At 36.9% G+C, this 25770-nt stretch carries 20 protein-coding genes; 6 read left to right on the forward strand and 14 right to left on the reverse strand.

What is annotated here, in order from left to right:
• Positions 1-31 precede the first annotated feature (31 nt).
• From pssA to AC1RNE_RS05295, 4 genes are read right to left on the reverse strand one after another with little or no spacing between them, the layout of a single operon-like run.
• On the reverse strand, positions 32-757 hold the full coding sequence (gene pssA / locus AC1RNE_RS05280) for a CDP-diacylglycerol--serine O-phosphatidyltransferase (RefSeq protein ID WP_492799979.1): 726 nt from the start codon (positions 755-757) through the stop codon (positions 32-34).
• Positions 758-782: 25 nt separating this feature from the next.
• Positions 783-1424, reverse strand: a complete 642-nt coding sequence (locus AC1RNE_RS05285; RefSeq protein WP_323252045.1) for an MBL fold metallo-hydrolase — start codon at positions 1422-1424, stop codon at positions 783-785.
• A 60-nt stretch (positions 1425-1484) separates the two neighbouring features.
• Positions 1485-2177 carry an SAM-dependent methyltransferase gene (locus tag AC1RNE_RS05290; protein WP_492799980.1) on the reverse strand — a complete coding sequence of 231 codons (693 nt, stop codon included), beginning with the start codon at positions 2175-2177 and terminating at the stop codon, positions 1485-1487.
• A gap of 26 nt (positions 2178-2203) precedes the next feature.
• Entirely contained in the window at positions 2204-2977 is a 774-nt protein-coding gene (locus AC1RNE_RS05295) for an alpha/beta fold hydrolase (RefSeq protein ID WP_492799981.1), read from the reverse strand.
• 571 nt (positions 2978-3548) lie between these two features.
• Between AC1RNE_RS05295 and AC1RNE_RS05300 the strand changes: the two genes are divergently transcribed.
• Entirely contained in the window at positions 3549-6896 is a 3348-nt protein-coding gene (locus AC1RNE_RS05300) for a TonB-dependent receptor (protein ID WP_492799982.1), read from the forward strand.
• A gap of 62 nt (positions 6897-6958) precedes the next feature.
• Here the strand turns inward: AC1RNE_RS05300 and AC1RNE_RS05305 are convergent, their stop codons facing one another.
• The gene (locus AC1RNE_RS05305) at positions 6959-7315 is read right to left on the reverse strand and encodes a CoA-binding protein (RefSeq protein ID WP_492799983.1); all 357 of its coding nucleotides are present in this window, start codon (positions 7313-7315) and stop codon (positions 6959-6961) included.
• A 103-nt stretch (positions 7316-7418) separates the two neighbouring features.
• Here AC1RNE_RS05305 and AC1RNE_RS05310 point away from each other — a divergent pair, with 103 nt between their 5' ends.
• Entirely contained in the window at positions 7419-9461 is a 2043-nt protein-coding gene (locus AC1RNE_RS05310; RefSeq protein WP_492799984.1) for a hypothetical protein, read from the forward strand.
• Positions 9462-9525: 64 nt separating this feature from the next.
• Complete coding sequence (locus AC1RNE_RS05315; protein WP_492799985.1) at positions 9526-10116, forward strand: HNH endonuclease; 591 nt, start codon at positions 9526-9528, stop codon at positions 10114-10116.
• A gap of 89 nt (positions 10117-10205) precedes the next feature.
• Here AC1RNE_RS05315 and AC1RNE_RS05320 read toward each other — a convergent pair whose 3' ends face one another.
• Positions 10206-11561 carry an amidohydrolase family protein gene (locus AC1RNE_RS05320; protein ID WP_492799986.1) on the reverse strand — a complete coding sequence of 452 codons (1356 nt, stop codon included), beginning with the start codon at positions 11559-11561 and terminating at the stop codon, positions 10206-10208.
• A gap of 399 nt (positions 11562-11960) precedes the next feature.
• Here AC1RNE_RS05320 and AC1RNE_RS05325 point away from each other — a divergent pair, with 399 nt between their 5' ends.
• Entirely contained in the window at positions 11961-14258 is a 2298-nt protein-coding gene (locus tag AC1RNE_RS05325; RefSeq protein ID WP_492799987.1) for a glycoside hydrolase family 3 protein, read from the forward strand.
• Positions 14259-14484: 226 nt separating this feature from the next.
• Here AC1RNE_RS05325 and AC1RNE_RS05330 read toward each other — a convergent pair whose 3' ends face one another.
• From AC1RNE_RS05330 to AC1RNE_RS05360, 7 genes are all read right to left on the reverse strand, one after another.
• On the reverse strand, positions 14485-15543 hold the full coding sequence (locus AC1RNE_RS05330; protein WP_492799988.1) for an XdhC family protein: 1059 nt from the start codon (positions 15541-15543) through the stop codon (positions 14485-14487).
• A 140-nt stretch (positions 15544-15683) separates the two neighbouring features.
• Positions 15684-16391: a LytR/AlgR family response regulator transcription factor gene (locus AC1RNE_RS05335; protein WP_492799989.1), complete on the reverse strand. Its 708-nt coding sequence runs from the start codon at positions 16389-16391 to the stop codon at positions 15684-15686.
• Positions 16388-17422 carry a sensor histidine kinase gene (locus AC1RNE_RS05340; RefSeq protein ID WP_492799990.1) on the reverse strand — a complete coding sequence of 345 codons (1035 nt, stop codon included), beginning with the start codon at positions 17420-17422 and terminating at the stop codon, positions 16388-16390. The genes AC1RNE_RS05335 and AC1RNE_RS05340 overlap by 4 nt, the downstream gene beginning before the upstream one ends.
• A gap of 459 nt (positions 17423-17881) precedes the next feature.
• Positions 17882-18478, reverse strand: coding sequence for a flavodoxin family protein (locus tag AC1RNE_RS05345; RefSeq protein ID WP_492799991.1), 597 nt, complete (start codon positions 18476-18478; stop codon positions 17882-17884).
• A gap of 126 nt (positions 18479-18604) precedes the next feature.
• Positions 18605-19591 carry an aldo/keto reductase gene (locus tag AC1RNE_RS05350; RefSeq protein ID WP_492799992.1) on the reverse strand — a complete coding sequence of 329 codons (987 nt, stop codon included), beginning with the start codon at positions 19589-19591 and terminating at the stop codon, positions 18605-18607.
• Positions 19592-19745: 154 nt separating this feature from the next.
• Positions 19746-20645: a helix-turn-helix domain-containing protein gene (locus AC1RNE_RS05355; RefSeq protein WP_492799994.1), complete on the reverse strand. Its 900-nt coding sequence runs from the start codon at positions 20643-20645 to the stop codon at positions 19746-19748.
• A gap of 259 nt (positions 20646-20904) precedes the next feature.
• On the reverse strand, positions 20905-22137 hold the full coding sequence (locus tag AC1RNE_RS05360) for a PQQ-dependent sugar dehydrogenase (RefSeq protein ID WP_492799995.1): 1233 nt from the start codon (positions 22135-22137) through the stop codon (positions 20905-20907).
• A gap of 200 nt (positions 22138-22337) precedes the next feature.
• Here AC1RNE_RS05360 and AC1RNE_RS05365 point away from each other — a divergent pair, with 200 nt between their 5' ends.
• Positions 22338-22784 carry a DoxX family membrane protein gene (locus AC1RNE_RS05365; protein ID WP_492799996.1) on the forward strand — a complete coding sequence of 149 codons (447 nt, stop codon included), beginning with the start codon at positions 22338-22340 and terminating at the stop codon, positions 22782-22784.
• Positions 22785-22838: 54 nt separating this feature from the next.
• Here the strand turns inward: AC1RNE_RS05365 and AC1RNE_RS05370 are convergent, their stop codons facing one another.
• Complete coding sequence (locus AC1RNE_RS05370; RefSeq protein WP_492799997.1) at positions 22839-23327, reverse strand: hypothetical protein; 489 nt, start codon at positions 23325-23327, stop codon at positions 22839-22841.
• Between the two features lie 243 nt (positions 23328-23570).
• Between AC1RNE_RS05370 and AC1RNE_RS05375 the strand changes: the two genes are divergently transcribed.
• A complete protein-coding gene (locus AC1RNE_RS05375; RefSeq protein WP_492799998.1) occupies positions 23571-25727 on the forward strand; it encodes a family 1 glycosylhydrolase in 2157 nt (718 codons plus the stop codon).
• The last annotated feature ends 43 nt before the right edge of the window (positions 25728-25770 follow it).

Raw genomic sequence — 25770 nt, forward strand, 5'->3', positions numbered from 1 at the left:
TAGGAAGCCAGTTTTTGTGTAAGCTATATTATCAACTTTCTTTCTTCTGAATCATATTCTGAATAATAGACAGCGCGATATACATTAAAATAATGATAGGAACTGCTACAAACTTCAGTAAGATGATTAGTAAGATGGAGAGAATCAAAAAGATATATTTGATTTGATTTGATTTCCATCCAAAATCCTTGAATTTCAAGGCAAACAATGGTAATTCAGCAACCAATAGATAAGACATCACGATTGAATAGATAATCAAAACATTATAATTGATAAAAATCGATTTGTATTCGGGCTGATAGATGGCGATTAATGGTAAAGCTGCTACTACCAATCCATTTGCAGGCGTTGGTACACCAATAAAAGAATCACTTTGGCGAGTATCAACATTAAATCTGGCCAAACGCAAAGCCGAGAATACAGCCAGTGACAATGCTATATAAGGTTTATGAAAACCAAAAAGCCCCGTAGTACAGAATCCATCGCAACTACCCTCTATCAAATGTAGCATGATAAATGCAGGCAAGGCTCCGAAACTAACCATATCTGCCAGAGAATCTAATTCTTTTCCGATAGGTGAAGTTACGTGTAATAATCTAGCGACAAAACCATCGAACCAATCGCACACCAATGCGATACACATTAAATAAGAAGCAATCTCTAAATTACCGTCAAAAACATTTAAAATGCCAAAGCATCCGCAGAGTAAATTGGCACAAGTTAGTGTGTTAGGAATGTGTTTTTTAATTTCAATCATTAGTTATTCGAATGAGAAGTGGTTTTTACAGTTTGATAAATGGATTATTTACTTTTTCGTATCCAATAGTGGTGGTCTCTCCATGTCCTGGGTAAATAACCATATCATCATCAAGCGTGTAAAGTTTGGTTCTAATACTTTTTTCTAACGCTTCAAAACTAGATAAAGGGAAGTCGGTTCTGCCAATGCTTCCTTTGAATAGCACATCTCCACTTACACAAATCTTCTGGGCTTTATTTAAAAAAGCAACATGACCAGGAGCATGACCTGGCACAAAAATTACTTCTAACGTAGATTTCCCGAAAGTAATGATATCCCCTTCTTCAATAAAAACATCTACCGTGGAAGCCTCATAGTTTGGAAAGCCATAATATTCAGCTCTACTTTCAACATTTGATAAGACAGGTAAATCTTCTTTATGCAAATGCAATTTCACGCCATAGGTTCTTTTAATAAACTCATTGCCAAGTACATGGTCAATATGAGCATGCGTATTGAGCAAATGAACCACCTTTAAACCTTGGTCTTCGATATAGTTTTTTAAAGCACTGCGTTCTTCATAAACATGACAGCCTGGGTCAATAATGACACATTCTTTGCTTTCGTCAAAAAGAACATAAGTATTTTCGCCAAAAGGGTTAAATCTGAATGTCTGTACCTGAATCATTTTATATTGTAATTAGTAAAGTTAAAGAGTGCACAAAGATGAAGATAAATACTCGAATTTTTAAATTGACAATAAAAACATCGTCGGTTTTTTGTGCAAATCAGGTTTCTGTTTTTTCCAGTCAGCAATTGATTTTGTGTGAATAAACTCATCAGAACCAGTTACATTACAGGCAATACATAAGAATGTATTTGGGGCCAGACTACTTAGCAAGTCATCCAAAAGTTGATTATTCCGAAAGGGCGTTTCCATAAAAATCTGAGTTTGTCCTTTCTTAGAGTCGTTCTCCAATACTTTTATTTTTTTACTTCTTTCTACCTTATCAATGGGCAAGTAGCCATGAAAAACAAACGATTGTCCTGAAAAACCAGAGGCCATCAATCCCAATAAAATAGACGAAGGCCCCACCAAGGGTACCACTTTCATGCCTAACTGATGGGCTATTTGTACAGCCAAAGCACCAGGGTCGGCTACTCCAGGGCAACCAGCTTCTGAAACAACACCAATAGATTTACCCGCTGGAATTGCTTTAAAATATTGCTTTATTTTAGCAAGCGGCGTATCCTTGTCTAATTCAAAAAAATGAAGCTGGTCAATTATTTTCCCTACTTTCAACTCACTGATAAAACGGCGAGTTGTACGAATATTTTCAACAAAATAATAATCTGTCTCTTTGATTACCTCCTTTATTTGAGGCGAAAGCACAGATTCAGACGTATCAGGCGCAAGTATTGAAGGAATTAAAAAAAGCATTTTAAGTACGATTTGTATGTTATAAATTATGAATTTACAAATCGAGAAACGATTTCAATAAATTCCTGTGGCTTATCGGCTTGTACCCAATGCCCTGCTCCTTCAATGCTTTGTATTTCATAATTTGGGAACAATTCCCAGATTTTACGCTCATCCTCAGGCTGAATATAATGAGATTCCGCACCACGCAAAAATAATACTGGCTGTTGTACAGTATGTTCATTTTCAAGCTCATGTCCTACTACATCAATGTTTTTAGCAATCACAGGCACATTAATACGCCAGTCAAATTCATTATTTTTTTCAGGATTTCTCCAAAGATTTTTCAATAAAAACTGACGTACTCCTTCGCTTTCTTCAAAGCGTTTTAGAGTTTCGTTGGCTTCCGTTCTACTTTTAAGGGTTTTCAAATCTACGGCAGCCAACCCTTGCAAAATCATAGAATGGTGTACAGGGTAAAATTTAGGAGCAATATCTACCACCACCATTTTAGCAAATGCCTCAGGATAATTCATGGCAAACTGCATGACGGTCTTCCCTCCCATCGAATGCCCGATTAAAATGGGGTTTTCGATGCTGTTTTCGTCTATAAATTCTTTTAAATCATCAGCCATTACTTTATAATTGAACTCCTCACTTCTAGGCGACTGACCATGATTTCGTTGGTCAAGCATGTATACAGTAAAATGCTCTCCGAGTACCTTTCCTATGGTAAGCCAATTATCAGACGAACCAAAAATACCATGTAAAATGATGATTGTTGTAGGGCTATCTCCTGATTTTCTAAAAAATAATTTCATTTAAATTGTTTAATTTCCCAAAATTTCTAAAAGTATTATTTATTACACTTAATATAGCTAAACCTTTAAATTTGGTAATTAATTTTATAGTTTCTGATAATTATAATTTCTATATTATTTGAGACTAAAACATTTTTTTGATAATTTTAGTTATCTCAAATAAAGTATTGATAAATTGCTTTTTCAAAGTTCCTCTTTCTTTTCCAATATTACAAATCGCTCTCAAAGTCATTTTAGGGCAAATTTATCCATCTAATATCCTTTTAGAGGGTCTCCAAAAACAACATTTAGCATATAAATAATAATATTACTTATATTGTATAATCTTAAAAAAATACTAAACTAATAGAGTTTTCTCTCACTTGTATTGTATTTAAAACAATATCATAAATAAAATAAAACACAAATAAACTTTTCAAATATTTAATTGCACTATATCTATAAATCAAGCAATTAGGGCAATCTTGTTTACAGTTTCTTAATAGTAGTATATTGTTCATACTAAAAAAAAGTTGTTATTTTGCATTCAAATTCACCAATTCAAATTCTAACTAAATTCCAAATTTTCAACATGAAAAAATTCTTTACAACAAAGGTAGTTTTCGGTTTCTTACTGATTTTTACTGCTTTTTTTTCAGGAAATACTTTTGGTCAAGTAACAAGCTCACAAATTACGGGTATCGTTACGGATGACAAAGGTTCTGGGCTTCCAGGAGCTACAGTAATTGCTGTCCATACTCCTTCTGGTACTCGCTACGGAGTAATCACAAATGCTGCTGGTCGTTATACCTTGCCAGCCGTTCGTGTGGGTGGTCCTTACACAGTTAAAGCTTCTTTTGTTGGTTTTAAAGACCAAATCCAAGAAGACGTTAGCGCTAACTTAGGAGCTGCATCAAATGTAAATTTCAAATTAGCTGAAACAGAAAATGTACTTAATGAAGTAAAGGTAACTGGTAGTCGTTCTGATATCATGTCTTCAAACCGTACAGGTGCGGCAGCTTCATTTGGAACAAACACTATCAACAGCCTTCCAACTATCGGCCGTACTATCAGTGATATTACTAAGTACAACGCTTATAGCAATGGTCGTTCTTTCGCTGGTCAAGATAGCCGTTTCAATAACTTTACGATTGATGGTTCTGTATTCAACAACGGTTTTGGTTTAGGTAGTTCTGCACAAGCGGGTGGTCGTACTGGTACAACTGCTGTTTCTTTAGACGCTATCGAACAAGTACAAGTAAACATTGCACCATTTGACGTTCGTCAGTCTGGTTTTGCTGGAGCAGGTATCAACGCCGTTACGCGTTCAGGTACAAACGAATTCACAGGTTCAGCTTATCACATTTTCAGAAATAGTGATTTAGTAGGAAAAAAAGCTGATGGAAGAAAATTATCAACTGTTAACATCGATGAAAAAACGTATGGTTTCCGTGTTGGTGGTCCAATCATCAAAGATAAATTATTTTTCTTTGCTAACTACGAGCAATTTAAAAGCTCAAACCCTGCTTTAGACTGGGTAGCTAACCGTCCAGGTGCTACAGGAGGTAACGTATCTCGTGTATTAGCTTCAGATATTGAAGATTTAGGAAATTTCATGAGAACTAACTTCGGTTATGAAATTGGTGCAATTGATGGCTTCAACAATGAAGTAAACAGTAAAAAAGGTTTGTTACGTTTAGATTATAACATTAATAACAACCATAAATTAAGTGTTCGTTATTCTCACCACGATTCTGAAACTGGTTCAATCATCAGTAACAGTAACAGTAGTAGTACTGCTGGTAATGGTAACCGTACAAACTCTTCTTTGGCTTTGTCTCCTCAAAATTCAGGATATAAAATTCAAGATAACACTCGTTCAATTGTTGCTGAATTAAGTTCAACATTCAACAGTAAGTTTGCCAATAGCTTCATCGCTACATACAACAAACAAATTGAAGACAGAGCTCAAGTATCTCTTTTCCCAACAGTTGATATTTTGAAAGATGGTTCTACTTATACTACAATGGGTATGGATCCATTTACGCCAAATAACAAATTGAATTATTCAACGTTAAACTTCACGGATAATTTAAGTTACTTCGCAGGTGCACACACATTCACATTAGGTCTAAGCTACGAATACTTTACTTCTAATAACGTATTCTTCCCTTCTTCAAACGGTGTTTGGGTATTCAACTCAATTGCTGATTTCAAAACTGCCGCTTTAGCTTACAAAGCTAACCCTGCTTTAACGGTTTCTCCAGTTACAATCAACCGTTTCAACTATCGTTATTCATTATTACCTGACGGGGTAGAACCTCTTCAAACATTGAAAGTTTCTAACTACGCTGCTTATATCCAAGATGAATTCCAAGTGAACGATAAATTAAAAGTTACTGGTGGTCTTCGTTTTGATATCTTTAGTTATGATAACTCAACATCTGAGGCATTCTATAACCCAGTTGTTGGTGCTTTGACTTACAAAGACGAAAATAATAATAATTTAAGAGTAAACACTGGTGCTTTCCCAACTGCTAAAGTATTAGTTTCTCCAAGAATTGGTTTCAATTATGATGTTAAAGGAGATAGATCTGTTCAAGTAAGAGGTGGTACTGGTATTTTCGTATCTCGTATTCCTCAAGTATTGGTATCAAACCAATTGGGTAACAACGGTGTGAATACTGCTGTAATTAACCAAACTGCTACAACAGCTTATCCATTTACATTGAATCCTACAGTTTACAAGCCAGCTACAACAGACATCACTAAATTGCCTGCTTACGTTGTAAACGCTTCAACAGAAGATTTGAAAAACCCAATGATTTGGAAATCAAACCTTGCAATTGATTATAAATTGCCATTTGGTTTAATCGGTACTTTAGAAGCTCTTTATAACAAAAACATCAATGCTTTACGTTATATCGATGCTAACTTAAAAGGTGCTTCTGCTAAATTTGACGGTGCTGATGCACGTGGACGTTTCCCTGCTTCTGGTCTTTCTGGTACAGCAGTAAACACTGCTCGTTATTATAACGCTGCTACTACAAACGTATTCGTATTAACAAATACTAACAAAGGTGAATCTTATTCATTCACTGCTAAAATTGAAAAACCAACTGTTAATGGTTTAGGTGGTATGTTAGGTTATACGTATGCTGTTGCTAAAGATATCCAATCGGTAGGTAGTACAGTACAAGCAAACATTCCTACAGTAGACGGACAAAACTATTTGACAGCTTCTTATTCAGATAACGACTTACGTCACCGTTTTGTAGGTTATGTAAATTACCGTATCAACTATGGTGGTGAATTTGGTGGATCAACAATGTTTACGTTAGGTGCTGTTTCTAACAGTGGTTTCAAACAATCATATACATTCGGTAGTGATTTCAACGGAGATGGTCAAATCAACGACTTAATCTATGTTCCTAACAAAGCTTCTGATTTAAGCTTTATTCCATTAACAGTGGGTACTGGTGCAACAGCTAAAACATATACTGCTGCTGAACAAGCTACAGCGTTTGATGCTTATATCGAAGGTAACCCATACTTGAAAACTCGTCGTGGACAATATGCAGAACGTAATGGTGGTTATTCTCCATGGTTAACACGTTTTGACTTCACAGTTGAACAAGATTTCTATGTTAAAACATCTGCTAAAGGAAAGAAAAACACTATCCGTTTACGTGCTGATATCTTAAACATTGGTAACTTATTAAACAATGCTTGGGGTGTAGGTAATGTTTCAACAAGCAGTAACCCATTGAACGTTACTATCAGTTCTACTGGTGTACCAACATATAGAATCGGAACACAAGTTATTCAAGATGCTGATGGCAACAACCAAACAATCTTATTACGTGATTCATTTGTAAAAAGTATCACAGTTGATAACGTTTGGCAAATGCAATTGGGTATCCGTTATATCTTCAACTAATACTTGAAAGATATCATAAACAAAAAAGCTCAGAGAGATTCTCTGAGCTTTTTTGTTTATGATCAATACTGCTTAATAGATAATAATACTAATGTACAGGCCTCTTCTACAATTACTCCCTGTTTCTGAGCCATTTCTTCAAAGGCATCATTTTCTGTCCCTGGATTAAAAATAATTCTTCTTGGTTTTAACCCTAATAAATAATCATATAAATTTGGCTGATTTCTGGGTGCTACATACATCGTGATGGTATCAATATCTTCAAGAGGTAACTGATCCGTTTTTATGGGGTGTCCAGCAATCTGCCCCTTCTCCTTTCCCAATAATTCTACTTCATGACCATTCGCCAATAACATTTGGGTGGCTTTAAATGAATATCTTCCGGGGTTGCTCGATGCTCCTACTACTAATGTTTTCATAACTGTATCAATTTTTCAATAATTTATTTTACTTTTAAACATTTTTCTGATGGCTTTTAGTTCTTTAGAAAATTCAAGACCATTTTTATACAACATATAATCTATGCACATTCCTGATTCTTATGATGAATTGAGTCAATTCTGGACGAATCATCAACAAGAGGCTATTTTGGACTACACAAGCCAAAAAGATTCTTTTATTGTAGGGCTACTGCCTGAACATTCAATATCCATGCCTGCTATTCAATTATTTTATATTTTAGAAAAACGTTTCGGTCAGGCAGGATTATATCAAGCACTCAATACATCGTTCACCGTTCAAAGCCCAATTGCTCATCATACAGATACTACATGGATAAAAACCGTCAACATGGTGGGCATCAATGTTCGCACCATTAGTAGTTTCTTTAACGTAGTAAAATATGCATTAACCCTACCTTCGTCTCAGTCTTCTATTCATTTACTGCCTATTTGGGAATGTGGTGTGGTAGCTAGTTTGTATGGAATGGCAAGCTGGAATATCAATCCAGAGTTTTTTGATGAAGATTTAGCCAGAACATATCCTCATCTGGATACCGTAGAAAAACAGTTGAAGGTAGTGACTAATCTTTTACACCTGATGGGCAAAACAGTGGGGATGGATGTGATTCCCCACACCGACAGGTATTCAGAAATAGCATTAGCCAATCCTCAGTTTTTTGAATGGTTACAAAGAAAAGACTTTGAAATTATCAACCATGATGCCGACTTACACAAAAAAGTTCAGGAGCAAATTCTAGCTTTTATTCATCAACATGGACCAGCTACTGAAACACAGTATCCTCAAGAAACAGAGACTTTTTTTAATAATGCTTACTTTCCAGAAGAGCAACGGTTAAAAGTGCTGTTTGGGGAAAAAGACAATCTTTGGGATAGGAATAAAAAACGCAATCAATTAATAAGTCATTTGTATCATGAAGGGTTTGAGCCTGTGCCTGCTACGATGGCTCCGCCTTACAGAGGGTTGGAGGTAGATAAACGTGATGAAGCCAAAACGATTGATGAAGATGGGCGTGTATGGAGAGATTATTGCATAACAAACCCTGAAGAGATGTCTAGGGTTTTTGGACCGCTTGCCAGATTTAAACTATACGAGAGTTTAGATAACAACCAACATTGGGAAATTGATTTTTCGAAACCAAGAAAAGAAGTTTGGGAATATGCAGCACACAAGTATTTAGGCTTCGCCCAACATTATAATTTTGACTTCATGCGTGGTGATATGTCGCATGTGCAGTTAAGGAAAGAAGGCACTCCTGCTGACCTAGACCAATATTATGATATCCACAAATATATCAAAAAGATTATTTGTGAAATAAAACCAACTTTTTCGTATTTTGCAGAGAGTTTTTTAGCTCCGCCCAATACAATGGCTTATGGTGTGGAAGAAGAACACCTAGAAGGGTCTGATGCAGATAGTACTTTAGGCGATTTACAATCGATGGTACTGGGTTCTGAAAAATTTGTTACCTCTTTTGCTCGTTATCATTCATTATTAGAACGCTGTACTTTTGCTCCCAACTTTACAATTATTACAGCAGACAAAGACGATCCGAGATTTGATGAATTTTATTTGCAAGGAAATGACATTAGAATTTTCATGGCATTATTTTTGAGTGATATGCCTTCGTATATGAGTTTGGGCTTTGAACAGAGAGATTTACACAATACTCCCCTACCAAACGAGTATTATACTAAATTATATGTGTTTCAGCTTACAGAAGGGCCTAAAGCAACTCATACAAAATATCAGTGGGGTAAAAATGGGGCATTTTTTAAGGCATTGACTATTTTAAGGAAAATTTCGGAAGAAATAACTTTATTGATAGGAAATCAGAAAACCAAATGGCTTATTCCACCAGATTTTGAAGGGAAAAATAAGGTAATCATTTGGACTCAGGCAGAGAACCCTCTTTATCTATTTATCGTAAATTTAGATACAGAGAACAAAAGCGCTGAAATATCTTTTGAAGATATATTAGTTACAAAGCATTTAGAACTTATTTATAGTAATAATCAGCAAGCAAATTTATCTTATAATACAGGCAACATCAGGATTAACTCATTAGAAAAAGGAGAATATAGTATTTACCGTTATCTTTTTTAAAACATTTGAGTAATCTCATAGTTTTAACATAGAAAATAACCACAAAAATCTTTAAACAAAACAAATGATAGACAAAAAAACCAATTTAGGAACCAAAAAAAGCGCTAGTTTTTGGAATGAAAAATGGGTAGATATTCCTTTTCAAGAAGTAGAGAACCCTCCTGTTTATAAAGTTTCCAACTATGGACGCTTGAAAAGTTTTCAGAATGACCCCGTTCAAGGAGATATCATCAATGGCTCAAAAATTCAAGGATACAGATCGCTTAATATCAGAGCCAAAGGAAATAAATCCCTTAATAGGTATGTTCACAAACTTGTTGCAGAATTCTTTGTAGAGAAACAAAACGAAGAACAAAAATTTGTTATTCATCTTGATCACGACAAGCTAAATAACTATTGGGAAAACTTAAAATGGGTAACTCGCGATGAGATGACAATCCATAATCGCGAAAACCCAGCCGTGAAAGACAGGGTTATTCCAAAGCGTACTAAAAATTACAAGCTGACTGAAAGCAAAGTAATTATGATTAAAAAAATGCTAAGGTCAGATAAAAACAGATTAAAAATGATTGCCAAGCAATTTGGCATCACTCATACGCAGCTCAACAGAATTCGTTCTGGTGAAAACTGGGGACATGTTAAGTTAGAAGATTAAGCAAAATTGTTAAGTGCTTACCCTTATCTGTAGCGAGGGACTTAAGTCTCTCGCTAAGGATAAAGGATACTATAGATGATATCAAGACATTATTTCTCTAGCTTTTTCATGATAATATCAATGTCTTTTTTATCCAGCCATTTGCCTTTTAACATCACTCCGCTGATAGCTTCTGTGGCACTAATATCTTTCAATGGGTTGGCATCTACTAATAGCAAGTCGGCAATAGCTCCCACTTGTACAATCCCCAAGTTAGGTTCTTTCAAGAATTTACCAATATTATAAGTACCTGTACGGAGGGCTTGATAAGGAGTAAGTCCTGCCCCTACGTAATATCTTAGTTCTTTGTGTGCCGAAAAGCCTGGCACACTAAATACTTGTGGAGCATCAGAGCCGAGCAAAACATTAACGCCTTGCTGTTGAAAGGCATGAATAATTTGCTTCCTAACATCAATGTATTTCAAGACCGACACCGAGTCGTAATATTTATCATTCAAGGTTCTAGTTTTCATATCTGCCCAACTATCGAGTACCTTTTTATCGATAAATTTCATAGTAGGTTCATTTAACAAGCTCTTTACAGAATTGTTCGGCGAATGCCAATGTTCAGTTAAACTCTGCGTTGGTACTATCCACACATTATTTTTTTTCAGGGCATTGATTATATTAGCTAGTCGCGACATATCTGCATGTTGTCCTTGAAACATCCCAAATGTTCCTGCTTCGGACTCTGTAAGGGTATCTAAACGAGGGATTAATCCTTGGACGATGCCATCTAAATGGTCGATCGTTGTATAGCCTGATTCGGCTGCGTGCATAATGCCTACATGGGTTGACACATGACCACCAAAGTTGATGCCTACTCCTTTGGCTGTTTTAGCCATGGCGTCAAAGCTTTCTCTGGATAAACCTGGGTGCATCTTTAAGAAATCATACCCCTCTTGCTGTTGGCTTTTTACCTTGGCGATTGCTTCGGCGGGTGTTTTTACGCTGACACTACTGAAAGATGGTCCAGAGATATAAAGCCTTGGACCAAGCATTTCGCCTGATTGGACTTTAGAGCGTACTTCCAAATGCACAGGACTCCCTAACATACTTCGTACGGTAGTAATACCCTTTACTGCAAAAAGTAACAGTACATCTTGCATAGCTTGGAGAGAGCCTTCTGTCGGTAAATGTCCGTGCATTTCGGATAAACCAGGCATCAAGTATTTTCCTTTACCATCAATAATCAAAGCATTTTTATCATAATTTACTTTTGTACCTATGGCTTTTATTAACCCGTCTTTTATCACAACTGTCTGGTTAGGCAATACAGTTTCAACATTCATTGGTACAACTGACACATTTTTAAAGACAATTTCTTGTGTATGAGCATCACGGGGCTGTTGAGCTTTCGTAAATAACGAAATCGTTAACGTAAAGAGGAGGAAGTAGTTTTTCATAGTGCATTTGTTGAATAAGTTGTGAAGGATTTTTTCTTTTATTAATTGCTTATATCGAAACTTACTAAGGGCAACATTTAGTGCCTCCGCATCAATACATTTCACTAAGTAATCTATACTATTTTAAAGAAATACCCCAAATATATTATTTTATTTAACCTGCTGACACATAAATATCAACGAACCTCTAAAATTAAGTCTTGCTGTACTGTATCAATTCCTAACAGGTATCTAAATCAGCTATAATTTATCATAAAAGCCCATAAAAAGTATTTTTTTCATATTTAATCAACAAAAAAGTAAATTTTTAAACCTTTATGATAGGACGTTAGAAAAAAAATAAGCATTATTGTATCAAAATGATTAAATAATGCTTGTCAATTTATTCCAAAACATTCTATGAAAAAAACAATACTTGCAGGAGGGCTTGTATTAGGGCTTATTTCAACTGCAACCGCACAAAAAAAATGGTCGGAAAGCCCAATGGCGGGTTTTAATATCATTAAAAATCAAGGAGGACAAAGTATAGCCTATTCGCCATCGGTGGGTACGAAAATATTAACGGTTGATGGCTTTGCCTTTAAGGATTTGAATAAAAATGGCAAGCTAGATAAGTATGAAGACTGGCGTTTGTCGAGTGATGTTCGTGCAAAAGACTTAGCATCGAAATTAAGCATAGAACAGATTGCAGGCTTGATGCTTTATTCTTCGCATCAATCTATTCCTGCCCGTGCAGGAGGTTACTTTGCAGGTACTTATAATGGTAAACCTTATAATGAAGGTGAAACTGACCCTACAGACTTAACTGACCAACAAAAGAAGTTTTTAGCCGAAGATAACCTTCGTCATGTATTGATTACGACGGTAAAATCACCTGAGATTGCAGCTCAATGGAACAACAAAATGCAGGCGTTTTGTGAAAGCGTTGGTTTAGGGATTCCTGCTAACAATAGTACTGACCCTCGCCATGGCACATCAGCTAAGGCAGAATACGATGCGGCATCGGGCGGAGAGATTTCTATGTGGCCAAGTTCATTGGGCATGGCGGCTACTTTCAATCCTGCATTGATAGAAACTTTTGGTAAAATTGCCGCTGCAGAATACCGTGCTTTAGGCATCACTACGGCACTTTCGCCACAGGTGGATATTGCTACAGAGCCACGTTGGGCACGTTTTAATGGTACTTTTGGCGAAAGTCCTTGGCTGTCAGCAGCGATGGGACAAGCCTATTGCGATGGCTTTCAGTCGACTGCTTGGGGCATGAAAAGTGTCAATGCGATGGTAAAACACTGGCCTGGCGGTGGTGCTGGCGAGGCTGGACGTGATGCACATTATGCCAATGGAAAATTTGCCGTGTATCCTGGTAAGAATTTTGAAGAACATTTTATTCCATTCACACAAGGAGCATTTAAGCTAAAAGGACAAACGAAGATGGCTTCGGCGGTGATGCCGTACTATACCATTTCATGGAATCAGGACAAGAAAAATCATGAGAATGTAGCTAACAATTATAATAAGTATATTATCTCTGATTTATTAAGAACAAAATACGGATACGATGGCGTGGTGTGTACCGACTGGCTTGTGACGGGCGACCATAAGGCGATGGACGTATTTATTGATGGCAAGTCGTGGGGAGTAGAAAACCTTAGTCTGGCCGAAAGACACTATAAAGTATTGATGGCGGGTGTAGACCAATTTGGGGGTAATAACGACATGAAGCCTGTATTGGAAGCCTATCAAATGGGTATCAAAGAACATGGTGAAGCCAAAATGAGAGCCCGCATGGAACAATCAGCAGTGAGACTTTTGAAGAATATTTTCAGAGTAGGAGTATTTGAAAATCCGTACTTGAACCCAGCAGAAACAAAAGCGATTGTGGGAAAACCTGCCTATATGAAAGCTGGATATGAAGCACAGTTGAAGTCTATCGTGATGCTTAAAAATCATGCTAAAACACTACCTATTACTACTAGAAAAACGGTATATGTACCCAAACGATATGTACCAGCTAGTCGTAATTTCTTAGGTATGGAAACGCCTTCTTCAGAAGACTATCCAGTAAATATGGACATCGTGAAGAAACATTTTAATGTAACTGACAATCCCAAAGAAGCAGATTTTGCCTTAGTTTTCATCGAAAATCCAAAGGCTACGATTGGCTATGACAAAGAGGACTTGAAAAACGGTGGCAATGGTTATATCCCGATTAGTTTGCAATACTTCGACTATACCGCTACAGAAGCCCGTGAAACCAGTATAGCTGGTGGCGACCCGATGGAAAACTTCACGAACCGTTCTTATAAAGGTAAAATGGCCAAAACTGCTAACGTTACAGATGCGGCATTGGTCAACAATACCAAAATATTAATGAAAGATAAGCCCGTGATAGTATCAGTAAGCACTACCAATCCAATGATATTCTCTGAAATAGAGACGTCTGCATCGGCCATTTTATTGAGCTTTGGCGTACAAGACCAAGCCATTATTGAAACCATTATTGGCAAATCTGAGCCCTCGGCGTTATTGCCTATGCAAATGCCTGCCAATATGCAAACAGTAGAAAAACAAGCCGAAGACTTACCGTATGACTTAACCTGTTATAAAGACGCTAACGGAAATACCTACAATTTTGGCTTTGGACTTAATTGGAAAGGAGTTATTAAAGATGGTAGAGTGTTGAAGTATAAGAAGTAGGTTATTATCGAGAGGATAATTAAATCATATATTTCTATTAGTTGGTAACTTAAGTCGTTCTAATTACCCACATATCCATAAGTGTCTGATATTCTTATCTCTAGTGAGGGACTTAAGTCCCTCGCTAGAGATAAGAATGAAAACTCGCTCGCTTCATAAGTCGGGATGCCAATGCGAAGAACATTTATAGCCGAAATCCGACTACCGACTACCAATAGCCTTTCAATCAATGAATCCCCTGCATTCGATAGATTAGCTTCCCACCTTCTCTTTGTGCAAAAAATGCCTTGATTTCGGCGATAATTGAGAGTGCTACCTCCTCAGGTGTTTCTGCTCCGATGTCTAAGCCTACGGGATAATGTATTTTACTCAGGATATCTTCATCCTGAATATTTAATTCATCTAACATCATTTGCCCTCTTTTTTTAGGACCTAGTATACCAATATACGCTACATCCGTACCAATTAGGTAAGTAAGGGCGTCTTTATCATAACCATAGTTATGCGATAGCAGTACTGCCGCAGTGTATTTATTGACAGGTAGTTTTTCAACAAAATCTGTTCTTCTGCTATAGATCAAACAGCTAGCTTCATGAAAACGTTTTGGAGTGATATGTGCTACACAGTCGTCGGTTATCGTAATTGTCAGCCCTACTTGTTGAGCTAAACTTACCAAAGGTACGGCATCGTATCCTGCCCCAACTACTAGCAATTGTATATCGGGCTTAATTGTTTCATAAAATAAAGTGCAGTCGGTATGTTCTATTAGACCTTCTTGTATCGAAAGCTCAAAAGGTATCATAGGAAAATAAGCTGCTAGCTGGTCATTAACGGCAAAACGTTTGCCAATCGGCATGGTTTCGGGCGATTGTGTTGCTATTACTGTGGCATACTTAATGGTCTCGGTGTTGTGCACATAGTTGGCTAAAATCTCCACTAAATTTGATGAATCCTTAGGAACGAGCGGTTCTATCAAGATGTCAATAATTCCGTTGCACCCTAGTCCAATCCCAAAGGCATTTTGGGAATCGTCCATGGTATCATAAACTACTATTCGGGGTATGCCATCTTGCATTACCTGACGGGCTTTGCGTAATACATCGCCTTCTAAACATCCTCCGCTGACTGCCCCAAACCAAGTACCATTATCTACGATAAGCATTTTTGCTCCTGGACGACGATATCCTGACCCGTGTAGTTTTACAACGGTAGCAAGGGCTAGTCGACGTTCAGCAAAATTAATTTGTTGATAGGCTGTTATTATTTTCCTTAATTCGTACCTCATATAATATTTGTGATTGAGCGAGTTAGTGATTGAGTGAGTAATTGAGCGATTGAGTGAGTTGTGATTGAGTGATTTTTTTAACAATAGTCACTAATACATAATTAAAAAAATCACTCAATCACTAACTCGCTCAATCACAATTATGTGCCCGCTGAAATCTTATTCAAAAACGATTGCTTATAAATTCTTCCAACGGGAATTTCATAATCTTGTACTTTCACTAGCTCGCTTGAAAAAGCACTTATTCTATCCATTGCCACAATGTAGGATTTATGCAAGCGTACAAACTTTGATTCAGGCAGTTTTGCTTCCATATACCTCAAACGTTCATAAACCACGAATTTACCTTGGGTCGTAAAAACTTTGATATAGTCTTTCAGTCCTTCGATATAAAGTATTTCATTTAAATATACTTTTTTCTGTTCTTTATTTACTTTCAAGAAAATATAAGCATCCTCAAACGTCGATACATCTAATGCATTTTGTTGGGTAATCTCTCTGAAATATAAATATTTTGAAATGGCTTTTAAAAATCTTTCTTGGCTGATGGGTTTTACTAAATAATCAAACACATCTAAATCGAATCCTTCGGCGGCATATTCTCTAAAAGCCGTTGTCAGGATTACCTTAGGATGTTTCTGTAACGATTTTAGTAATTCCAAGCCAGTCATTCTAGGCATTTGAATATCTAAAAACAATAAATCAACCGTATTATTTTGTAAATAAACAAAACCTTCCAGCGCATTATCGAACATTTTCACTACTTCAAAATCGGGCAATGCCTCAAGGTAAGTTTGAATTAGCTGTCGTGCAGGAAGCTCATCATCAATAATTAAACAATGATTCATCTATTGATTTGTAGTTTTAGTACGACTAAAAAGCTGTTTTTTTCTCGATAAGTTTTAAATTCATGCACAGTCGGGTACAAAATTTCCAAACGTCTTTTCACATTGTTTAGCCCTAATCCTCCATTCTGACTAGCAATTACTTCAATCTCCTCTTCAATGCTGTTCTCTACTTTAACGATGAGTTCGTTATTCTTGTTCTCGATGTCTACGCGTATCCATGAGGCATTGATAGATTTATTCACGCCATGTTTAAAACAATTTTCGATGATTGGTAACAATAGCAAAGGGGGAATTTGTATTCCCTCGATGGCATTATACACATTAAAGGAAACATCCAGTTTATCACCAAATCTGATTTTTTGTAGTGCTATATAATTCTGAATATATTCTAGTTCTTCTGTCAAGGTAACCTTTTCTTTTTTAGAATCATAAAGGCTGTATTCTATAAAATTTGACAACTTCAATATCTGTTGAGCCGTTTCGGGACTCTTCTTGAAAGCTCCTGAATAGATATTATTCAGCATATTGAAGATAAAATGTGGCTGTACTTGCGACTTCAGCAACTCTAGTTCAGCCGCTGTTTTTTCTTGTTTAAGTTCAATCAAGGTTTGTCGCTGTTGGTACCAGCTACGTATAAAGAAGAACGTTCCATATAGAAAAACAATCAGGTAAAGATTGACAAATTCTATGATTATTTTTGGAAAGAAAATCAAAGGCTTTAGCATCCCTTGAGGGTAATACATCTGGTATAAATAGTGATAATTGATGTATCTTTTGAGCATCACAAACACTACAGCTACTACGATTTGCCCCAACCAAAAAGTTGTTTTTTTATCCGATAAATAGAAATTACTAAACAGGTAATGAACAGATAAGCAAGACACCACAAAGGCAATGGGTACGGAGGTACAAGCTTTGATAAAATAAACATAATATTGATCTGTGGCTGCACCCATTCCCAGCCACTCGTATAAAAAATAGAGTGTCCAAAAAATAAGGTTAAATCGGATTGTATCAAATCGCTCGTTCATCAATCATTACCAATTATAGGTATGTAAAAGTATAGAAAGTATAAGAATAATGATAAATAATTCAGCAATAATAGTTCCGTTTAGAACGCCTTTAGAATAGCCAAAATCAACAAAAGCCTTCTTTATAGAACAGGCTTGCCATAAAACAGCAAACCTTTCTTCTTTTCAATCAAAAACACAATTTTACATGTGTTTTAAATTGATTATATTGATGAAGGATGTAATACCTTTCTTTTATTTTCTATTGACCCATCTCTACCATGCTTATTGCTTTGCTTCAAAGAGAAGGAGTCTTAAGTTCTTATTATTTTACGTAAAAGTAGAGAATGCCAAAGCATAATGAAGAAAAACAAACTTAATTTAGACCAACAGCTTTTATACACGACCAACATCCTTTATGATAACTTGATATTGGCTGAAAATTCTTTTTAATAAGGCAAAATACCTAGTCTAGCGTGGTTAGTTGAATTTTATTTTTGCTAACCATTTTTTAACTTCTTTTTCAGCTTCTATTCTTTTGTTATCTTTAATTACGAGGAGCTGTCCATCTCGTTCTATTCCTCCTTTTATTTCAAAACCTTCTAGTACTGTACTTTGTGGACATAGATTTTTTACTGTCTGAAAGCAACTTCCAACACCATAGCCTGCGTTCGTATTAAAGGGGATGACTGTTTTACCTTCTAAAGAATATTGCTTTAAAAAGCTCTTCATAGGCGGAGGTAATTGCATTCCCCACGTAGGAAAACCCACGAAGACAACATCATATTTTTTGATATTATCTATCTTGGTTTTCAGTGGTGGCAAATAGCCCGTTTCGTTTTCTTTAGATACCCGTGCTACCGTTGCTTGATAATTCTCTGGATACGGCGTTGCTAATTCAAGGGCAACCAACGTACCTCCTACATTTTTATGGATGATTTCGGCAATAGCTTTTGTGTTGTTTGTTCTGGATAAATACACAATCAATATTTCTTTCTTGGCTAACTGAGCATGCAAGCAACTCGAAAAAACAGTACATGTCATCAATACCAATAAGCTTATTTTAGAAAAACTCATATTTATTATTCAGTTTTAGTACTAATGGAATGAAAGACTGTAGCACGAGTTTTCAACTCGTGCGTAAATAATATACGAGTTGAAAACTCGTACTACAGTCTTGATACGAGTGTATTAAAGTCTTTTTTACAATCCTGTAGACTTCTCCATAGCCTCTGTATACCGCGAACCTACAATTTGTATTTGCTTAGATGCCTCTTCTATTTCCTGAAGTTCCGAAGCAGTAAGTTCTATCGATACAGCATCATTGTTTTCAGCTAAGCGATGAAGTTTTGTCGTGCCAGGGATGGGTACTATCCAAGGTTTTTGTGCTAAAACCCATGCTAAAGCTATTTGTGCACTCGTAGCGTCTCTACTAGCTGCTAACTTGTTCAGCAAATCCAGTAATACTTTATTAACCGCACGTGCTTCTTCGGTGTATCGTGGTAGAATATTACGAATATCGCCTTCTGCAAATTTGGTATTTTCATCAATTTTACCTGCCAAAAACCCCTTTCCTAGCGGACTAAAGGCTACTAACCCAATGCCCAATTCCTCGATTGTAGGGATAATCTCTTCTTCGTGCTGTCTTGTCCACAACGAATATTCACTTTGCAATGCCGTAACAGGCTGTACAGTATGGGCACGACGAATAGTACTGGCACCTGCCTCAGACAAACCAAAATATTTCACTTTCCCTTCTTGAATCAAATCTTTAACCGTTCCCGCTACCTCCTCAATAGGCACGTTAGGGTCTACACGGTGTTGATACAAAAGGTCTATTACATCCACTCTTAATCTTTTCAAAGATGCTTCCGCTACCTTTCTGATATTTTCTGGGCGACTATTTACCCCAAACATTTTGCCATCTTGAATATTAAAACCAAACTTTGTAGCAATCGTCACTTTTCCTTTAAAAGGCTCAAGGGCCTCTCCTACCAATTCTTCGTTAGTATATGGACCATATACCTCCGCAGTGTCAAAGAAAGTAATTCCTTGTTCTACGGCGGCGTGTATTAACGTAATCATTTCATTTTTATCTGCCACGGGGCCATACCCAAAATTCATTCCCATACAACCTAATCCTAAGGCTGAGACTTCCAAGCCTGCATTACCTAATTTACGTGTTTTCATATTATTATAAGTTGATTGTTTTGCTAATGTATTATCCTATTTATCCACATTATTATGTAAGCTTTACTTATGTAATAAAGACTAATTTCTAATAACAAAATTACGAGGGACTAATGAAACGAAACAATGAAAAACAAACAATAGATTACGAAAATCAAATATTTCTAAACCTTACAGGATTGAGGTCGGTATGCTTCTTGAAGAAATTATTAAAATGTGTTACTTCCGTAAAACCTAGTGAGAATGCTATCTCTGCAATATTCCAGTTGCTATGCTTCAACATAATTTTTGCCTCTTGTAGGACACGCTCGGCAATAATCTGAGTGGTAGTTTTCAGGGTAGTTTCTTTGACAACTCTATTGAGGTGATTTACGTGTACATTCAACTGATTGGCAAAATCTGATGCCGACCGTAAACTAATATTGGGGTGGTTTTCGTCAATGGGGAACTGCCTTTCTAACAACTCTAAAAACAAAGTAGCAATTCTTTGAGAGGCATTGATAGGCTGTTTATCCAACTTATCAGAAGGTTGTATCTTCATGGCAAAATGCAATAATTCAAACACCAAATTGCGGAGTACATCATATTTATGAATGTATTCTGAATTGATTTCATCAAACATTTTTTGATAAATGCCTTTGATGTGTTCTACCTGTTCATCTTCTAAATCAAACACATGATTACCAGTAGGCTCAAAAACAGAGTACTGGTTTAAGTTACCAAACTGATGAAAAAAGTATTGATTAAAAATACAATAGAAGCCCCCTTTGATGTTTTCGAGGTGGTCGCACAGATACGGTATTTGTGGGTTGGAGAATACTAAAGCCTGTTTTCTGATAGGCATTATCCTGTCGGCATAATGTATCTCTATATCACCAATCACCAGCATGATTTTATAATAATCTCTTCTTTTATAAGGAATAGGTACTACTTTGTCTTTCGGGATGGGTTCTAAAGGAAACACATTAAAATGACCGACCTCATTTTTAAGGTTTTCAGGTAACCAATCAAATTTGCGTTGATATAACTGTTCTAATGTTTCAACATTTGCCATTTCCGAAATATAAATAAAGCTTCAAAAACCAGTGACCATTAATTAAACGCCAAAAGTAAATATACTATAAAGGTATAAATAACAATCATCAAACCAATAGTTACGATTTTCAAATAGTTGATAGTTAGCTACTATCTATTTATTCCCTAAACTGTGTTCAGTGTGAAGCAGACCACGGTTGCAAAAGTAAGGCGAAGAGCATCTTTTCTATTAGGGCGTGACTTAAGTCACACCCTAATAGAAATAAAAAAACAACTAACTATTTCTTATCAATGCGATACAGCCTTCCTTGGTCAGTAATGGCATATAAAGCACCGTCTTTGCCTTGTGTTATATCTCTAAAACGTTGTGATTCGCTAGCCAATAATCGTTCTTCACCCACTACTTTATTGTTTTCAATGACTAACCTTACAATGTGCATTCCGCTTAATGCGCCAGCAAATAAGTTATTTTTCCATTCAGGAATGCGGTCACTACTATAGAAAGTAATACCACTTGGCGAAACCACTGGATCCCAATAATAAACAGGTTGTTCAAGTCCTGCTTGTTGTTGAATACCACTTCCTACTTTTTCTCCGCTATATTCAATGCCATAAGTGATAGTTGGCCAACCATAGTTAGCACCAGCCCGAACTCGATTGATTTCGTCTCCACCTCGAGGGCCATGCTCACTTTCCCACAACTCTCCCGTTACGGGATGAATAGCCAAACCTTGTGGATTACGAAAACCATAAGCATACAATTCGGTTCTAGCACCTACTTGACCTACAAAGGGGTTTCCTGAGGGCTCTGTACCATCTTTCGTAATTCTGATAATCTTGCCCAGCCCTGAATTTAAGGCCTGTGCTTGTGGACGAGTGGCTAAATCCGACCGCTCGCCCGTACTAACTAATAAATTACCCGCCTGATCAAAGACGATTCTGCCTCCATAATGCAATGTACCATTATAGGCAGGCGTAGCACGATAAATAACCGTGGGCGATTCTATGGTTCTTTCATTAGCAGATAATTTACCTTTGCCCACTGCCGTCAGGTTGCCATCGGCATTTGGTTGCGAAAACACCCAATATACCATTCTATTAGTGGCAAAGTCGGGGTCAACACGAACGCCCAATAACCCACCCTGTCCGCTAGCATTTACTGCTTGAACACCTGTGATGGTCTGACTCACCTGACCATCTGTGGTAACGATTCTCATGGTACCAGCCTTTTCGGTAATTAATAATCTTCCGTCAGGCAGACTAGTTATTCCCCACGGGCTCTGGAGCGCTGTTGTTAATATCTTACTTTCGTAGCTAGTAGTTGTCTTCACTCCTTTTATTCTAGTCTGTCCTGCAAAGGCAGGCTTGTAAGTCGCATTAGGCGAATTGGTCTCTACTGGGGGTAGACTATCCGTTTTTGTTTCGGTCTCATGCTTCGCATTTAAATCACATTTACATGACCCAAAGGCAATACCAGCCCCTATCATTAATGTTAAGATGGAATTTTTCATGTCTTTTAAATTTTTGAAGAGTTTTAGTATGTGGAGTAATCATAAATGACAAAATATACTGAGTAATTGATAGTTAATCATTATGATGATTAAAAGATAATTAATCGTTGCCTAAATACAGCTTTTCTTAAACCTGTTTAAGTTTTTAAAAATTAACTTCTCTTAGTTTTATACGTTACTTTAACCTAAAAAATTATACCATGGAATCAAACAAGGTTTTATACTCACAGTTATTTTTAAGAATTGCCATTTCGTTTTCATTTCTATCGGCTGTAGCAGACCGTCTCGGTCTGTGGGGAGCTCCCAATACTCAATATGTAAATTGGGGCAACTGGCAAAATTTTGTCGATTATTCCAATAGCGTTAATTCATTCGTGCCTACTCCGTTAGGCAATATCTTGGCAGTGATAGCTACTGCGCTGGAAATCATCATTCCCTTATTTTTATTGATTGGCTACAAGACTAAATTAGCATCAATAGCCTCAGGAACGCTATTATTGCTATTTGGCTTGATGATGACGATTAGTTTTGGGATAAAACCATCCTTGGATTATTCTGTATGGACGTCTGCAGGAGCGAGTTTTTTATTAAGCCAATGTAATACCTATTGGCTTAGTATGGATAATGTGATGGAGAACAGAGGATAGTTTTCTTCTTGCTGGCTGAACTAGGTAGGGACGAATTGCATTCGTCCCCGATATTCAAATCTGTATAAATGTATTCACCAATATAAAAATCCATGTCGCAATAAATACAAGTGGTAAAACCCATACCGCAAAGATTTCCATTCTTTTAACTGTTATACTTACATCAATGGAAGGATAGTTGTCGTCCATTTCTCCGTATGAATAAAACTTTTTATACAGCGTCTGAATATGAATACTTCGGGCAATTATGCCAAAAAATATACATATACATCCTAATAATGCTGCTATCGGAATAAGCCACAATAAAAGGTCTTGCTGATTGGATAAGATAGAATTTTTGGATTCTTTCGGAGCATTGACAATAGTAGCATATCCTCCAAAGAAAAACGACTGAGATATGGCTAACCAGATAGTTCTTTGGTTTAAAATATTGTGATTATCTACGATATGTTGCCTATACAATTGGTAGAAATCTTCCCAAGGAATTTTGCCATTGGTAGGCGGATTTATCCTAGATTTATCGAGATGGATAGTTTCTTTCATGATGATGAGAATAGTGTGTTTTATAGTGTTCAAAATCACGAGCGGATTTACTGTGATTGTCTTTCATGCATGAGAAAAGAATTATTCCTGACCATATAACGCAACGAAATACCTAAAGTTAGCGCTATGAAAGCCTTTAATATGAGCAATTTAATTCGCACAAACAGAACATTTTTATCGAAAATAGAAGGTATGGTTTTTTGATTAATCTTTTGTAATCCCATTAACTTAACCCGCCTATAGATGATTCAAAATAATACACTTTCCTCTATCCCCGAACTATGGGGTGGTATAGAATGTAGTTTTAACAGAGTAGAAAACGAATTCTTTGATCAATTGTCTTTTAATGGTCACTACGAGCGAATAGAAGACATAGACCGCTTTGCTCAATTGGGCATTAAAGCCTTGCATTATCCTGTATTATGGGAATACCATCAACCCCATCAAGAAAGTATTATTCAGTGGGACTGGACCGCTGAACGACTGGAGAGAATTAGGGCAAATAATATGACCCCTATTGTAAGCTTACTACACCACGGAAGTGGCCCATCATTTACAAATTTGCTCGACGATGACTTTGCCGTTGGTCTTAGCAATTTTGCCAGAACAGTAGCTGAAAGATTCCCGTGGATTACTTGGTACAAGCCCGTTAACGAACCCCTCACTACAGCGCGGTTTTCAGGTTTATATGGCTTTTGGCATCCGCACCTGAAAAGTGATGAGGCATTTTGTAGGATTTTTTTAAATCAACTAAAAGCCGTTGTATTATCGATGAAGGAAATACGGAAGGTAAACCCTTCTGCTAAATTTATTCAAACGGAAGATTTGGCAAAAACCTACAGTACTCCTTTAATACAATATCAGGCTGATTTTGAAAACCACAGACGATGGCTTACTTATGATGTGCTTTATGGCAGGTTGAATCATCATCACCCGCTCTGGGAGTATTTTATACAGTCGGGCATTGAGGAAGAAACCCTTTATTTCTTTCAGGATAACCCGTGTCCTCCTGATTTGCTAGGAGCTAATCATTATGTTACCTCAGAACGTTTCCTCGACGATAATATTGGTGCTTATCCTCTATCCACGCACGGCGGAAATGGCAAGCATACCTATGCCGACGTTGAGGCCATTCGCATAAACTTAGGGTTTGAAACGGGACTAAAAGTGCTTTTAAAAGAGCTTCAAAACCGATATTCTTGTGACATAGCGTTAACAGAAGTTCATCTGCACTGTACAAGAGAAGAACAGCTCAGATGGCTAAAATATGCTTGGGAAATTAGCTTATCATTAATCCAAGAAGGTGTCAGTATTAAAGCAGTTACAGTTTGGGCATTGTTAGGAGCTTATGGTTGGAACAAACTTTTAACCAAAAAAGATGGTGACTATGAATCAGGCGTTTTTGACCTCCGCTCTCCTACCCCACGCTCTACGGCACTAGCTGATATGATGAAGTCTTTTAGTGAAGGCAAGCATTTTAGTCACCCACTTCTTAACCAAAAAGGTTGGTGGGAAAAGCCTGCTAGATTTATCTATCAATCTATGCCAACAATCATTTCTCAAACACTGCCCGCTTCACAACCTTTGTTGATAATCGGTAAAAATGGCTTATTAGGAAGAAGCTTTAGTAAGTTCTGTGACCAAAGAGGGATTCGTTATCATGCCCTCGATCCTGAGGACATGGATTTTTGCGATACCCAATCAATTGAAAGGGTATTCAAACATTTTAATCCTTGGGCTATCGTAAATGCAGCAAGTTATTCAACATTTGACCAAGCTGAATCAGCACCTCATAAATGTTTCGACGAGTATGTCAATGGCATAGAAGACTTAATACAGTTTTGTAAGATGGGGGGCGTTAAATTACTTACTTTCTCGTCAAATAGGGTATTTGACGGATTGAAAAATACGGCGTATATCGAAAGCGACGGCGTGTCGCCACTTACCACTTATGGACGAAGTAAAGCAAAAGCCGAACAATTGGTATTAGAAGCAGACTGTAATGCGTTGATTATCAGAACAAGCCTTTTGTTTAACAAGGAAGAGCCATTCTGTTTTATCAAAAGTGTCATGTCGGGTGCTTATGCACAATATTATCCACACAATGTGTTTATCTCTCCTACCTATGTGCCTGATTTGGTAAATATGTCCTTAGACTTATTGATTGATAATGAAAGTGGAATATGGCATCTGACCAATCAGGGAAAAACTACGTGGGCTTCTTTTGTATCTGAAATTTTCCAAAGGTCAGGGCATACAGTGAAATTACCAGACTACCAGATTTATGACTTTAGCCATGTGAAAGAAGAAAGTCCCAGATTCAGTGGGCTTACCAGTGAAAAAGGAACCTTCTTACCTCCCTTATCTCAGGCGCTTGATCAGTATTTTGCTACTTACTGACCAAGCCCCTAGTATTTTCTATTGTTGGCACTGGATGCAACTT

The organism is Arcicella sp. GW822-FHT02H01, from assembly GCF_058802005.1.

Coding starts and splice junctions, on each gene's coding strand:
- AC1RNE_RS05355 (WP_492799994.1), bottom strand. CDS start 20,645: ATGGCAAATGTTGAAACATTAGAACAGTTATATCAACGCAAATTTGAT.
- AC1RNE_RS05295 (WP_492799981.1), bottom strand. CDS start 2,977: ATGAAATTATTTTTTAGAAAATCAGGAGATAGCCCTACAACAATCATC.
- AC1RNE_RS05305 (WP_492799983.1), bottom strand. CDS start 7,315: ATGAAAACATTAGTAGTAGGAGCATCGAGCAACCCCGGAAGATATTCA.
- AC1RNE_RS05310 (WP_492799984.1), top strand. CDS start 7,419: ATGCACATTCCTGATTCTTATGATGAATTGAGTCAATTCTGGACGAAT.
- pssA (WP_492799979.1), bottom strand. CDS start 757: ATGATTGAAATTAAAAAACACATTCCTAACACACTAACTTGTGCCAAT.
- AC1RNE_RS05370 (WP_492799997.1), bottom strand. CDS start 23,327: ATGAAAGAAACTATCCATCTCGATAAATCTAGGATAAATCCGCCTACC.
- AC1RNE_RS05340 (WP_492799990.1), bottom strand. CDS start 17,422: ATGAACGAGCGATTTGATACAATCCGATTTAACCTTATTTTTTGGACA.
- AC1RNE_RS05330 (WP_492799988.1), bottom strand. CDS start 15,543: ATGAGGTACGAATTAAGGAAAATAATAACAGCCTATCAACAAATTAAT.
- AC1RNE_RS05375 (WP_492799998.1), top strand. CDS start 23,571: ATGATTCAAAATAATACACTTTCCTCTATCCCCGAACTATGGGGTGGT.
- AC1RNE_RS05360 (WP_492799995.1), bottom strand. CDS start 22,137: ATGAAAAATTCCATCTTAACATTAATGATAGGGGCTGGTATTGCCTTT.
- AC1RNE_RS05320 (WP_492799986.1), bottom strand. CDS start 11,561: ATGAAAAACTACTTCCTCCTCTTTACGTTAACGATTTCGTTATTTACG.
- AC1RNE_RS05325 (WP_492799987.1), top strand. CDS start 11,961: ATGAAAAAAACAATACTTGCAGGAGGGCTTGTATTAGGGCTTATTTCA.
- AC1RNE_RS05365 (WP_492799996.1), top strand. CDS start 22,338: ATGGAATCAAACAAGGTTTTATACTCACAGTTATTTTTAAGAATTGCC.
- AC1RNE_RS05350 (WP_492799992.1), bottom strand. CDS start 19,591: ATGAAAACACGTAAATTAGGTAATGCAGGCTTGGAAGTCTCAGCCTTA.
- AC1RNE_RS05300 (WP_492799982.1), top strand. CDS start 3,549: ATGAAAAAATTCTTTACAACAAAGGTAGTTTTCGGTTTCTTACTGATT.
- AC1RNE_RS05290 (WP_492799980.1), bottom strand. CDS start 2,177: ATGCTTTTTTTAATTCCTTCAATACTTGCGCCTGATACGTCTGAATCT.
- AC1RNE_RS05285 (WP_323252045.1), bottom strand. CDS start 1,424: ATGATTCAGGTACAGACATTCAGATTTAACCCTTTTGGCGAAAATACT.
- AC1RNE_RS05345 (WP_492799991.1), bottom strand. CDS start 18,478: ATGAGTTTTTCTAAAATAAGCTTATTGGTATTGATGACATGTACTGTT.
- AC1RNE_RS05335 (WP_492799989.1), bottom strand. CDS start 16,391: ATGAATCATTGTTTAATTATTGATGATGAGCTTCCTGCACGACAGCTA.
- AC1RNE_RS05315 (WP_492799985.1), top strand. CDS start 9,526: ATGATAGACAAAAAAACCAATTTAGGAACCAAAAAAAGCGCTAGTTTT.